Annotated in this window: 12 protein-coding genes; 2 read left to right on the top strand and 10 right to left on the bottom strand. The window is 63.7% G+C overall.

What is annotated here, in order from left to right; translation table 11 throughout:
- Nucleotides 1-18: 18 nt before the first annotated feature.
- A complete protein-coding gene (locus JI744_RS03735; RefSeq protein ID WP_202658363.1) occupies nt 19-900 on the bottom strand; it encodes a DMT family transporter in 882 nt (293 codons plus the stop codon).
- A complete protein-coding gene (locus tag JI744_RS03730) occupies nt 900-1,712 on the bottom strand; it encodes a TIGR00282 family metallophosphoesterase (protein WP_202658362.1) in 813 nt (270 codons plus the stop codon). The genes JI744_RS03735 and JI744_RS03730 overlap by 1 nt, the downstream gene beginning before the upstream one ends.
- 112 nt (nt 1,713-1,824) lie before the next feature.
- On the opposite strand from JI744_RS03730, the gene JI744_RS03725 reads away from it, so the two are divergent.
- On the top strand, nt 1,825-4,212 hold the full coding sequence (locus JI744_RS03725) for a ligase-associated DNA damage response DEXH box helicase (RefSeq protein ID WP_202658361.1): 2,388 nt from the start codon (nt 1,825-1,827) through the stop codon (nt 4,210-4,212).
- Between the two features lie 28 nt (nt 4,213-4,240).
- Complete coding sequence (gene pdeM / locus JI744_RS03720) at nt 4,241-4,888, top strand: ligase-associated DNA damage response endonuclease PdeM (protein ID WP_202658360.1); 648 nt, start codon at nt 4,241-4,243, stop codon at nt 4,886-4,888.
- Here the strand turns inward: pdeM and JI744_RS03715 are convergent.
- The 8 genes from JI744_RS03715 to ftsH form a co-directional block, all read right to left on the bottom strand.
- Entirely contained in the window at nt 4,872-5,681 is an 810-nt protein-coding gene (locus tag JI744_RS03715) for a LytTR family DNA-binding domain-containing protein (protein ID WP_202658359.1), read from the bottom strand. The genes pdeM and JI744_RS03715 overlap by 17 nt on opposite strands.
- 74 nt (nt 5,682-5,755) lie before the next feature.
- On the bottom strand, nt 5,756-6,643 hold the full coding sequence (gene folD / locus JI744_RS03710) for a bifunctional methylenetetrahydrofolate dehydrogenase/methenyltetrahydrofolate cyclohydrolase FolD (protein WP_202658358.1): 888 nt from the start codon (nt 6,641-6,643) through the stop codon (nt 5,756-5,758).
- A gap of 10 nt (nt 6,644-6,653) precedes the next feature.
- Nucleotides 6,654-7,532, bottom strand: coding sequence for a bifunctional 5,10-methylenetetrahydrofolate dehydrogenase/5,10-methenyltetrahydrofolate cyclohydrolase (locus JI744_RS03705; protein ID WP_202658357.1), 879 nt, complete (start codon nt 7,530-7,532; stop codon nt 6,654-6,656).
- Between the two features lie 28 nt (nt 7,533-7,560).
- The gene (locus tag JI744_RS03700) at nt 7,561-7,872 is read right to left on the bottom strand and encodes a chorismate mutase (RefSeq protein ID WP_202658356.1); all 312 of its coding nucleotides are present in this window, start codon (nt 7,870-7,872) and stop codon (nt 7,561-7,563) included.
- A gap of 132 nt (nt 7,873-8,004) precedes the next feature.
- The gene (locus JI744_RS03695; protein WP_202658355.1) at nt 8,005-9,681 is read right to left on the bottom strand and encodes a formate--tetrahydrofolate ligase; all 1,677 of its coding nucleotides are present in this window, start codon (nt 9,679-9,681) and stop codon (nt 8,005-8,007) included.
- A 170-nt stretch (nt 9,682-9,851) separates the two neighbouring features.
- Entirely contained in the window at nt 9,852-10,454 is a 603-nt protein-coding gene (locus JI744_RS03690) for an MOSC domain-containing protein (protein WP_202658354.1), read from the bottom strand.
- On the bottom strand, nt 10,442-11,230 hold the full coding sequence (locus tag JI744_RS03685) for a methyltransferase domain-containing protein (protein ID WP_202658353.1): 789 nt from the start codon (nt 11,228-11,230) through the stop codon (nt 10,442-10,444). Before JI744_RS03685 ends, JI744_RS03690 begins: the two co-directional genes overlap by 13 nt.
- Entirely contained in the window at nt 11,227-13,128 is a 1,902-nt protein-coding gene (gene ftsH, locus JI744_RS03680; RefSeq protein WP_202658352.1) for an ATP-dependent zinc metalloprotease FtsH, read from the bottom strand. Before ftsH ends, JI744_RS03685 begins: the two co-directional genes overlap by 4 nt.
- Nucleotides 13,129-13,174 lie beyond the last annotated feature (46 nt).

Raw genomic sequence — 13,174 nt, 5'->3', positions numbered from 1 at the left:
CCAGTCGTGATGCGCCGATTAAATCTGCCGCGCGCGCGGGCGCACCAGAAACAGCCCGCCGATCATCAGGGCCGCAGCAACCCAGATGCCGCCGGTCAACCGCTCTCCCAAAATCACCATCGCCCAGAAGACACCGGCGACAGTGACAACATAGCTGGTCTGGCTGGCAAACACCGCCCCCGCCCGTGCGGCCAACCAGACATAGGTGGCATAAAGCACCGAATGCAGCGCGGATGAGGCAACCAGCGCCCACTCCGCCCGGCCCAAGGGCAGCGGCGGCGTGAACCATTGCCCGGTCGCCAGCGCCAACGGCACGCACAGCACCAGCCCCGCGATCGAGGCGCCCAGCATCGCCTGAATGGCATCCATCGTGCCAATGCCGGTGCGCGCGACATAGGTTGCCTCAATGGCATAAAACAGCGGGCCAACCATCGCCACCGGCAGCCATGCGGCCATTGCCGGGTCGGGCAGCGCGGCTCCCGGCAGCGCGATAACCCCCACCCCCGCCAGCCCCAGCGTCAGCCCGCCAAGGCGCGACAGCGAAAAGCGGTCCATCCCCAAAGCCAAGGCCATCGGAAAGGCGATCAGCGGGATCGAGGCGATGATGATCGACATGATCCCCGCCGGCAGGTGGCTGACCGACAGGTAAAAGGTATAGTTCGGAACCAGCGTGCCCAGAACCGCCACCACCACATAGAACCGCAACGCCGCGCGGTTCAGCGGCAGGTGCTTGCCCCGCAGCAGCGTCAGCCCGCCCAAGACCAGAACGCAGACCACCAACTGCCACAGGATCAGCCCGAACGGCTTGTGCCCGGTTGATGCGGCAATCTTGCCAAGGGGTTGCGTACCGCCCCAACCGATGCCCAGCAAAACCAAGGTGATGATGTAAAGGCGCTGCATCAGGGTCCGGCCTGCTCCAGCCGCCCGCCTTGGCGCACGGCGCGAATGCGCGTGGCCTTGCCGGTGCGGTCATCGGCTTCAACATAGACGCCCGAAAGGGTCGCCTCGCCACCCGCAGGTTCAAACCGGCCACTGGCCATGCCGGTGATAAAGCGACGCAGGGGTTCCAGTTTTTCCATGCCGATCACGCTGTTGTAATCGCCGCACATGCCCGCGTCGGACAAATAGGCGGTGCCGCCCGGCAAGATCATGTGATCGGCGGTCGGCACATGGGTATGTGTGCCAACGACAAGGCTGGCCTGCCCGTCGCACCAATGGCCCATCGCCATCTTTTCGCTGGTCGCCTCGCAATGCACATCAATGATGGCGGCCTGCACGGCGGCACCAAGGCGATGGGTTTTCAGCACCGTCTCAATCGCGCTGAACGGGTCATCAAAGGGGCGCTTCATGAACACCTGCCCCAGCACCTGCGCCACCAGAACCTTGCGGCCCTGCGTTGCCTCATAGACCCGCGCGCCCTTGCCCGGCGCAACCTTGGAAAAATTCAGCGGACGGATGATGCGGCTTTCGGTTTCGGCGAATTGCAGCATGTCTTTCTGATCGAACGCATGGTCACCCAGCGTGATCACATCGGCCCCGGCCTGCAACAGCAGGCGTGCATGTTCCGCCGTCAGCCCCGCGCCCTGACTGGCGTTCTCGCCATTGACCACGACAAAATCAAGGCCCCAGTCAGCCCGCAGTTTCGGCAGCCGTTCAGCCACCCCGGCACGGCCCGCGCGCCCCATCACATCGCCAAGGAATAACAGTTTCATGGCCCCGTCCTAGGCCCCGGCGCGCTGTCTCGCAAGCCTGCCCGCGACCTTGTGCATGGCATTTTCGCGCTTCACCCTTTTCGGCGGCATGCCAGCGCCCTAGCTTGGCGGCATGGCCCTGCTTCCCCTTGCCCTCACGCGCTGGTTCGATGCCAAAGGCTGGCAGTTGCACCCCCATCAGCAGGCCATGCTGGAGCGGGCCGAGGCGTCCTCAACCCTGCTCATCGCCCCAACGGGGGGCGGCAAGACGCTGGCGGGATTTTTGCCAACCTTGAGTGAACTGGCAAATTCGCCGCACAAGGGGCTGCATACACTGTATATTTCGCCGCTGAAGGCCCTGACTGCCGATATCCGCCGCAACCTGCGCACCCCGATTGAGGGCGCAGGTCTGCCGATCCGGGTTGAGGATCGGACCGGCGACACGAGCTACACGCAGCGGCGCCGTCAGCGGGCCGATCCGCCGCACATTCTGCTGACCACGCCGGAAAGCCTTGCGCTGCTCTTGTCCTATGAAGACGCGCCACGCATCTTTGATGGCTTGCAAAGGGTGATCGTGGACGAAATCCACGCGCTGGCCGAATCCAAGCGTGGGGATCAATTGATGATGTGCCTTGCACGTTTGTGCAGCCTGTCGCCTGGCCTGCGCCGCGTGGGCCTGTCGGCCACGGTCGAAGACCCGCCCGCACTGGCGGCCTATCTGGGCAAGGACACCGCCATTCTGCTGGCCGACCCCGGCCCCGACCCCGAGATATCGATGCTGGAAACCGAAACTCCGCCCCCTTGGGCCGGGGGCGGCGCGCGCCATGCCATTCCGGAAATTCTGGAACAGGTGCGGCGCCACAAGACCACGCTGATCTTTCACAACACCCGCGCGCAGGCCGAAATCTTCTTTCATAACCTTTGGTTGCAGAACGAAGATGATCTGCCCATCGGCATCCACCACGGCAGCCTGTCGCGTGAGGCGCGCGAGCGGGTGGAGGCCGCGCTGGCCGAAGGCCGGTTGCGCGCCGTGGTTTGCACCGGGTCGCTGGATCTGGGGCTGGACTGGGGCGATGTGGACCTTGTCATTCAGGTCGGCGCGCCCAAGAACGTCAAGCGGCTGGTGCAGCGCATCGGTCGCGCCAACCACCGCTATAACGCGCCGTCAAAGGCGCTGCTGGTGCCCGCCAACCGCTTTGAGGTGGTGGAATGTCTTGCAGCCCTGCAAGCTGCCAAGGACCATGATCTGGACGGCGCCCCCCGTGGCCCCGGCCCGCGCGATGTGCTGTGCCAGCATATCCTGATGGCGGCCTGCGCCGCCCCGTTCGACGCCGACGCGCTTTATGCCGAGGTCACCCAAGCCGGACCCTACGCGGCCCTGACCCGCGATCAGTTTGCCGCCTGCCTGACATTCTGCGCCACCGGGGGTTATGCGCTGCGGGCCTATGACAAGTGGCAGCGGCTCCTCTTGCGCAACGGCAAATGGCAATTGCGTGATCCGCGCACAGCAGCCGTGATCCGCCAGAACCTTGGCACGATCATCGATACCGAAACGCTGAAGGTGCGCCTGCGCGGCCGGCCCACCCCCTTGGGCGAGGTCGAGGAGGCCTTTGCCGCCAGCCTGACCCCCGGCGATACCTTTCTGATCGGCGGCGAGATCGTGCGCTATGAAGGGCTGAACGAACTGACGGTCGAGGTCACGCGCCAGCCGGGGCGGCAACCCAAGGTCGCGGTGTTTGGCGGCACGAAATTCGCCACCTCCACCTTGCTGGCCGACCGGATCATGGCGCTGTTGCAACAGCCGCGCTGGCCCGGCCTGCCCGCCCATACCGCCCATTGGCTGGCCTTGCAGCGAGAGGTCAGCCGCCTGCCCGCGCCCGACCGGCTGCTGTTGGAAAGCTTTCCACAAGATGGGCGCGAGCATCTGTGCATCTACGGCTTTGCCGGGCGCAATGCGCAGCAGACGCTGGGCCTGCTGCTGACCAAGCGGATGGAGGAATTGGGGCTGGCGCCTTTGGGCTTTGTCGCCACCGATTATGCCACGCTGATCTGGGGGCTTGATCCGGTGACCGATGCCGCGCCGCTGTTCGATCTGGCGGCCCTGCGGCAAGGGCTGGAGGGGTGGTTGCAGGGCAATGCCGTTATGAAGCGTACCTTTCGCAACGTGGCGATCATCGCGGGCCTGATCGAGCGGACCCATCAGGGCCGCCGCAAATCGGGGCGGCAGGCGACGTTTTCGTCGGACATCCTCTATGACACGCTGCGCCGCTATGACCCCGACCACCTGATGTTGCAGATCACTCGGGAAGAGACGATGCGCGGCATGGTCGATTTCGGCCGGATCGAGGCGATGCTGGCACGCATAAGCGGGCGGATTGATCTTGTCCGGCTGGACGGCGTGACACCGCTGGCGGCACCCCTGTTTCTGGAACCCGGCAAGATCCCCGTGCAAGGTGCGGGCCGCGAACGGCTGGCCGAGGCCGAGGCGCAGGCCCTGTTGCGCGCGGCGGGGCTTGACTGACCCCCTGCCCCGCGCCAGACCCTGCGCCATGCCCCACAGCTTTCGCCTTGGCCCTGCCGACCTGCAAGCCCGCCCTTCTGGCGCGCTGTTCTGGCCAGCGCAGGGGTTGCTGTGCGTGTCAGACCTGCACCTTGGCAAATCGGAACGGCTGGCCCGGCGTGGGGGCGGCCTGCTGCCGCCCTATGAAACCCCTGCCACGCTGGAACGTCTGGATGCCGAGTTGGAGGCGACGGGCGCGCGGCAGGTGGTCTGCCTTGGCGACAGTTTTGACGATCTGGCCGCTGCCGAGGCGCTGGACGAGGCGGACCGGCTGTGGCTGGTGCGGATGATGGCGGGCCGGATGTGGCACTGGATCGAGGGCAACCACGATCCCGGCCCGGTCGATCTGGGCGGCAGCCTGCGGGCCGAACTGCCGCTTGGCGGCCTGATCTTTCGCCATCAGGCAGGTGGCGATGGCTTTGAGGTGTCAGGCCATTTTCATCCCAAGGTGCGGCTGGCGGGGCAAAGCCGCCGCTGTTTTCTGACCGATGGTCAGCGGCTGATCTTGCCCGCCTTTGGCGCCTATACCGGCGGTTTGCGCGTGGAAGCCCCTGCACTTCAGGCGCTGATGTCCCCCGGCGCGCGCGCCATCGTGACAGGACCGCGCTGTCTGGTTATGCCTATGCCGCGCTGCTGACCACCGCCTCGGCAGAGGGGGCAAGGCCCAAACGCTCTTCCACCTTGGCACGGTTGGCACGGCTGACCGGGATGCGCTGGCCACCCTTCATGCGCAGGAACAGCCGCGCGCCATCACGGTCGGCCCCTTCCACCGCTGCCCAAGCCACCCAATGAGAGCGGTGAACCTGATCGCCTTCGATCGGTTCCGCCTCAAGAATGGCATCGCCAAGGCGCATCAGCAGACTGGCGCTGCCCGCGCTGGTCACCACCTCGACGTGATGGTTGTTCACGGTGATCGACCACAGATCGCCCTGCAAATCTGAGCCCAGCCGCCGCAACAGACGCAGTTCGTGCAGAAGTGACGTTGCGTCACCTTTGGGCGCAGGGCTGTCATCCCCGGCCACGGGCTGGACCGACTGGCGCAGCAGGATCATCCCCATCGAGATCGAGCCGACCAGAAGAATGATTTCCGTCAGGCCCGGTGTGCTGGTGCGGCGATCCAGAAAGACCAGTCTGGCGGCCAGATAGAAGGGCGGACACAGCACAAGACAGATCAGCACCGTGGTCAGCACAAAGCCAAAAACCGAATCTTTCAGCCCAAGCCCGCCGCAGACAAAGGCACGCACCACGGTCGCCAGACCGACGCAAATCGCCAGCACCGGCAACCAATAAACCAGACGTCCCAGCAGGCTGACGGTGGTATAGGTGCCAAAGGGTCCGGTCGTGGCAAATACGCCAGAGCAGATCACCCAAATGATGTATGGCGTCTTAGACTGAAGGTCCGACTTCAATTCGGCCAAAAAGCCAGCCATTCGCCCACCAAATGGATCATTACATGAGACCGGGCTAAAGGAATTGGCCGAGGCTTTCAACCCCGGCCAAACTGTCAGGCAGTCAGGCCTTCGGGTTCCGGCAAGCTATTGGCGCGGCAGCAGGCGGTCAGCGTATTGGCCAGCAGGCAGGCAATGGTCATCGGGCCAACGCCGCCCGGAACCGGGGTGATCGCCCCCGCCACCTTGGCGGCGCTTTCGTAATGCACATCGCCCACCAGTTTGGCTTTGCCGTCACGCTCGATCCGGTTGATGCCCACGTCGATCACCGTGGCGCCCGGTTTCACCATGTCGCCGGTGATCATCTCGGGCCGACCAACGGCGGCGACGAGGATGTCGGCGCGCTTGCAGACCTCTGCCAGATCCTTGGTGCGGCTGTGAGCGATGGTCACGGTGCAGCTATCGCCCAACAGCAGTTGCGCCATCGGCTTGCCGACGATGTTCGACCGCCCGACCACAACCGCATTCAGCCCCGCAAGGCTGCCATGGTGGTCGCGCAGCATCATCAGGCAGCCCAAGGGCGTGCAAGGCACCATAGACTTTTGCCCGGTGCCCAGAAGACCCACGTTCGAGATGTGGAAACCGTCCACATCCTTTGCCGGATCAATCGCGTTGATCACGAGGTCGCTGTTCAGATGCTTCGGCAGCGGCAGTTGCACCAGAATGCCATGCACCTTTGGGTCGGCGTTCAACGCCGCGATCAGTGCCAGCAGATCGGCCTCTCTGGTGTCGGCCGACAGGCGGTGTTCAAAAGACGCCATACCAACCTCGATCGTCGAGGCGTGTTTGTTGCGAACGTAGACCTGGCTCGCCGGGTCTTCGCCCACCAGCACCACGGCCAGACCGGGCTGGATGCCTTGCTCTTCGCGCAGCCGCGCCACATGCGCCGCCACCTGCGCCCGCACATTGGCCGCAAAAGCCTTGCCGTCGATCACCTTGGTCATGTCTTGCTCCTTACACCGCAATCGCAAAGGCGCTGCGGTAATGTTCCATCTGCATGCGGGTCGCCAGAACCGCGTTCTTCATCAGAATCGCCACCGTCACCGGACCAACCCCGCCGGGCACTGGCGTGATCCAGCCCGCCACCTCTGCGCAACTTGCAAAATCGGCGTCGCCCACCGTTTTGCCCTCAACCCGGTTGATCCCGATGTCGATCAGCGCGGCCCCCGGTTTCAGCATTTCGCCCGTCACCAGCCCCGGCTTGCCCACGGCCACAAACACCGCATCAGCCCGGCGGGAATGCACCGAAACCTGCCGTGTCATATGGTGGCACACCGTCACCGTGGCCCCCAGCCCCATCATCAGAAAAGCGATGGGCTTGCCCACAATCTCGCTGTGGCCGATGACGCAAACATCCAGTCCTTCAACCTTCAGAGGCAGCGATTTCAAAATCTCCACCGCCGCCACCGCCGTGCAGGGGCCAAGCGCAAGATCGTTATATACTATATTACCGATGGAGGACGGGTGCATCCCCTCGACATCCTTCAACGGATGCACCGCCTTTTGCAGCGTTTTCACCGGAATATGCGCCGGCAGGGGGCGCTGGATGATGATGCCGTTCACCCGTGGGTCGGCGTTCAGCCCCGCCAGCACGCCCGTCAACTGCTCCAGTGAGATCTCGCTGGGGTAATTGCGCGCCTCAAACTCCACGCCCGCGGCCTCGGCCTGTTTCTGCTGGTTGCGGACATAAAGCTCTGCCGCCGCCACATCGCCCACGGAAATGGAAACCAGCCGCGGCTGCCATCCGGCATCGGCCAGCGCCTTTGCCTCGGTCAGGGTTTCAAACATCATCCGGGCGGCGATGGCGCGGCCGTCAATCTGGGTGGCGGTCATGTCTTTCCCCGATCAGCGGGCCGAAAGATCAGCCCTTGCGCAGACTGTCCGGCCCAAGGTGGTTTTCCTCGCGCGCGATGGACCAGTCGATCAACCGCCGCCACAGCTTTTCCACCAGTTCGGGCGGCAGCCCATAGGTGGCGGCATGGCGGCGAACATTCTGGACTACCTCTTCGACGCGGCTGTCGATCCGGGCGGGCAAATCTGCCCCAACCTTGATCTGCGCCGCGCGGTCGATATAGCCCGTGCGTTCTGCAAACAGGCGAACAAGATCCTCATCCACCCTGTCAATTTCGGCCCGGATATGGGCCATGGTCTCGCATTCGGCAGGCTTGCGCATCGGACACTCCGTCTCGGCTCCGGTCACTCCTTAAAGGCCCGGCTCAAGCTCGAAAACCCCTGCACCTTCCCCTTCTGCAAATATCCCGCGGGGGGTGCGGGGGGCGCGAAGCCCCCCGCTCTTTTTCAAGGATCAGAACAGACCTTCCACCTGACCCAGATCGTTCAGCCGGATCACTTCGGCCGACGGAACCTTGGGCAGGCCCGGCATGGTCATGATCTCACCGCAGATTGCCACGATGAAGCCAGCCCCTGCCGACAGGCGCACTTCGCGCACCGGAACCGTGTGGCCGGTGGGCGCACCGCGCACGGTCGGGTCAGTGGTAAAGGAGTATTGGGTCTTCGCCACGCAGATCGGCAGATGGCCATAACCCGCCGCTTCCCAAGCCTTGAGCTGGTCGCGGATCGACTTGTCGGCAATCACGTCATCGGCGTGATAGATGCGCTTGGCGATGGTTTGCAGCTTTTGGAACAGCGGCATTTCATCGGGGTAAAGCGGCGCAAAATTGGCCGACCCCGATTCCGCCATGGCGACAACCTTGTTCGCCAGTTCCTCAATACCAGCAGACCCTTGCGCCCAGTGCTTGCACAGGATCGCCTCGGCGCCCTGCTCGGCGACATAGGCTTTCACAGCCGCAATCTCGGCATCGGTGTCGCTGTAGAAGTGGTTGATCGCCACGACCACCGGCACGCCGAAGGATTTGACGTTGCCGATGTGACGGCCCAGATTCGGGCAGCCCTTCTTGACGGCCTCGACATTCTCGGCGCCCAGATCGGCCTTGGCCACGCCGCCGTTCATCTTCATCGCGCGGACGGTGGCCACGATCACCGCAGCGGCAGGCTTCAGGCCCGCCTTGCGGCACTTGATGTCAAAGAACTTTTCAGCCCCAAGGTCGGCACCGAAACCGGCTTCGGTCACGACATATTCACCCAGTTTCAGCGCGGTCTTGGTGGCGATAACGCTGTTGCAGCCATGGGCGATGTTGGCGAACGGGCCGCCATGCACAAAGGCCGGGTTGTTTTCCAGCGTCTGCACCAGGTTCGGCTGCATCGCGTCCTTCAGCAGAACGGTCATCGCACCGTCGGCCTTGATGTCGCGGCAATAGACCGGCTTTTTCTCGCGGGTATAGGCCACGACGATGTCGCCCAGACGCTTTTGCAGATCTTCCAGATCGTTCGACAGGCACAGGATCGCCATGACTTCCGAAGCCACGGTGATGTCAAAGCCGGTCTGACGCGGGAAGCCGTTCGACACGCCGCCCAGGTTCACCACGATGTCGCGCAGCGCGCGGTCGTTCATGTCCATCACGCGGCGCCACACCACGCGGCGAGCGTCGATGCCCAGCTCGTTGCCCCAATAGACGTGGTTGTCGATCATCGCCGACAGCAGGTTGTGCGCGCTGGTGATGGCGTGGAAGTCGCCGGTGAAATGCAGGTTCATCTCTTCCATCGGCACGACTTGCGCCATCCCGCCGCCCGCAGCGCCGCCCTTCATGCCGAAGTTCGGGCCAAGGCTGGCCTCGCGGATACAGACCACGGCCTTTTTGCCGATACGGTTCAGGCCATCGCCCAGACCCACGGTGGTGGTGGTCTTGCCCTCGCCCGCAGGGGTCGGGTTGATGGCGGTGACAAGGATCAGCTTGCCATCGGGCTTGCCCGCAAGGCTTTTGATGAACTCTTGGCCCACCTTGGCCTTGTCATGGCCATAGGGCAGCAGATGCTCTGCCGGGATGCCCAGCTTTGCGCCTATCTCCATGATCGGCTTTTTCTTCGCTTCGCGGGCGATTTCGATATCGGTCTTGAAGGCCATGGGCTCCCCCCTAGGTCGCGCGTCTCGGTTATGGGGGTGATAGCCGTCCGAGCCCGTCTGGCAGAGCGAATTTGCGACAGTTTGCCAGCCAATTTCGCCCTGTCGCGTTTCCTATCGGAAACAGTGGAACGTGGGCCGGGAATATTCCGCATGCAGAACAAAAATTCCAGTCAATCGGGCGCGCGGGCGTCACCCAGATAGTCCCATGCGCGCTGATCTGGTACATGCAGGCGAATCTTTTCACCCAGAAGAAAAATCCCCTCGCGCTCCACCCAAGCCGTCACGCCGCGGCGGTTTTGGGCGGCAGGCTTGAACCGCACGCCAAAACCGGCATGCCGGTTTTCAATCGGGCGGGCGGGCAAGGTGCAGGGACGGTTCTGCATATCCACCACCAGCGTGGCACCCCCCTCGCCCTGAAGCCGCGATGACGGCGGCAGGTGGCTGAAATCAGGGATACCGGCAATCACCATGGTCGTGCCCAGCAACGCCGGGTCCAAGGCGTCCAGCCCCATGTCTGCGGCCGTACGGTCCAGCTCTTCTTGCGACAGCACCGCGAGCTGGCGGGTGTTCCTGATTTCGGTGTTGCGCGGGTATTGCCCAAGCACCCGGCTGCATGAAGGGCGGGTCAGCCCGCCATGCGCCTCGCCCACGGGGCCGGAAAAAAGCGCCTCCAGCCGGGTCAGCGATTGGCTTTCCAACTGCGCTTCGCGGTCGGCGACGATGCCAAGCCAGGTGATGGTGCCAAAGAAGGGGGTCGGGATCAGGGCTGCCATGAACGTTCTACCACAAAGAAAACCCGGCGGAACGGCATCAGCGCCGCCCCGTCCGGCAAAAGCGGATAGGCCGCACCCAGGGCTTCGTCATAGGCAGCGGCAAAGGTTGCAGCCTCGCCCTCGGTCAGCTTGTCAACAAAGGGCCGCATCGCGGTTGAGCCGGTAAACGACCGCACCGGATGCCCCAAAGCCACCGGATCAAGCCGCTGGACATAGTCGGTTTCCCAGGCCTGCACCGCGCCCAGCGGGGCCAGCGCCTGCCAATAGTCGGACGCGGGCGCGACCGGCGGTTTCCAATGACGGAAATCAAAGCGGTCAGGAAACATCGTCTGCGCGATGTCGCGCAAAAAGCGGTGTGACGGGGCGGCATACTGGCGCGGCATCTGCACCGCCAGCACCCCGCCGGGCGGCAAAAACCCCGCCAGTCGCGCCAACAGCGCCGGATGATCGGGCAGCCATTGCAGGGCGGCATTGGAAAAGATCAGCGCAGGGGGCGTTGCGGGCTGCCATTCGGCAATATCGGCCTGCACCTTGGCGTCATAACCCTGCGCCGCCTCCAGCATCGCGGGCGAGGCATCAACCCCGATCAGCCGCCGCTCAGGGAACCGCGCGGCCAGCGCCTCGGCGACAGCGCCATCGCCACAGCCCAGATCGACCACATCGCCAGCGGGCAGATCGCCCACCTGCGCCAGCAGGTCCAGCGCCGGGCGCAAACGCAAACCCCGGAACCTTGCATAGGCCCCGGGGTTCCAGTCTTGTGTCGCCTTTTGGCTCACGCCAGAGGTTCCGGCTCTGGGTTGGCCTTGGGCTTGCGGCTGCGGGTCTTGGGCACGGCCACAAGGCCGGGTGCCGCATCTTTCGGGCCGTCGTCATCGCCACCATCCAGCGGCTCACCCGCCATGACCTTGCGGATCTGATCGCCGGACAGCGTTTCATATTCCAGCAGGCCCTTGGCCAGACGCTCGAACTCTTCCTCGTTATCGGTCAGCACCTTCATCGCGCGGGCATAGCCTTCGTCGATGATCGCTTTCACCTCATCCTCGATGACGCGCTTGGTTTCGGCGGACACGCTGAACCCGCCGGTGTTGCCCTGATAACCCTCATGCGCTTCGGAGTAATCGATATTGCCGATCTTGTCCGACATGCCCCAGCGCATCACCATGGCGCGCGCCACAGCCGAGACGTTCTGAATGTCACCGCTGGCCCCCGAGGAAACCCGGTCTTCGCCCCATTTCTTGATTTCGGCGGCCTTGCCGGCCATGCCCATCGCGATACGGTCCTTCATCTGGTCCTTGTGCCAGGAATGACGGTCCATTTCGGGCAGGCTCATCACCATGCCAAGGGCGGCACCGCGCGGCATGATGGTGGCCTTGTGGACCGGGTCGCATTTCGGCAGCTTGATGCCAACCATGGCGTGACCGGCCTCGTGATAGGCGGTCATTTCCTTGTCTTCCTGCGACATGACCATGCTGCGGCGCTCCGGCCCCATCAGCACCTTGTCCTTGGCATTTTCAATGTCATCCATCGTGACAAAGCGGCGGCCGACACGGGCGGCCATCAGCGCGGCTTCGTTCACAAGGTTTGCCAGATCGGCGCCCGAAAAACCGGGGGTGCCGCGCGCGATGATGCGCAGATCGACATCGGGGCCAAGCGGCACCTTGCGGGCATGCACGGCCAGAATTTTCTCGCGGCCCTTGATGTCGGGGTTGCCGACAGTGATCTGGCGGTCAAAGCGGCCGGGGCGCAGCAGCGCAGGGTCCAGCACGTCCTTGCGGTTGGTGGCCGCGACGATGATGACACCTTCGTTGGCCTCAAACCCGTCCATCTCAACCAGAAGCTGGTTCAGCGTCTGTTCACGCTCATCATTGCCGCCGCCCATACCGACGCCCCGCGCGCGGCCAACAGCGTCGATTTCGTCGATGAACACGATGCAGGGCGCGTTCTTTTTCGCCTGTTCAAACATGTCGCGCACCCGGCTTGCGCCGACGCCCACGAACATTTCAACAAAGTCGGAACCAGAGATGGTGAAGAACGGCACCCCCGCCTCACCGGCAATGGCGCGGGCAAGCAGGGTTTTACCGGTGCCGGGCGGGCCGACCAGCAGCGCGCCTTTGGGAATTTTACCGCCCAGACGGCTGAATTTCTGCGGGTTGCGCAGGAATTCGACAATCTCTTCCAGCTCTTCCTTGGCCTCATCAATCCCGGCCACATCGTCAAACGTGACGCGGCCCTGCTTTTCCGTCAGCAGTTTCGCCCGGCTTTTGCCAAAGCCCATGGCGCCGCCACGCCCGCCGCCCTGCATCCGGTTCATGAAGAAGATCCAGACCCCGATCAGCACGATGAAGGGCAGATAGACCGACAGCAGCGACATCAGGCCAGAGCTTTGCTGCGGGCGCGCCGAAACGTCGATGCCCTTGGCCACCAGCTTGTCCGACAAGGTGGCATCGGTGGGCACCACGGTGGAATAGCGGCTGCCATCCGATCCGGTGACCAAGGCCCGCTCGCCATCAATTGTCACTTGCGTGACCTTGCCTGTGTCCACGCGCTGCATGAACTCGGTATACGAAACCGCCCGGTCGGTGCCGGTCATCGTCGTGCCCGAGAACAGGTTGAACAGAACAAGGATCAGCAAAAGCAGGATGACCCAGAACGCGATGTTGCGTGCGTTGCCCACAAAAGTCTCCGTATCGTCAGGGCACAAACTGCCCGCTTGGTCGTTA

Origin of the sequence: Fuscibacter oryzae (assembly GCF_016765795.1) — a bacterium.
GTDB classification, from domain to species: domain Bacteria; phylum Pseudomonadota; class Alphaproteobacteria; order Rhodobacterales; family Rhodobacteraceae; genus Fuscibacter; species Fuscibacter oryzae.
The sequence above is the reverse complement of the archived record's forward strand: the minus strand, read 5'-3'. Positions and strand labels throughout refer to the sequence as shown.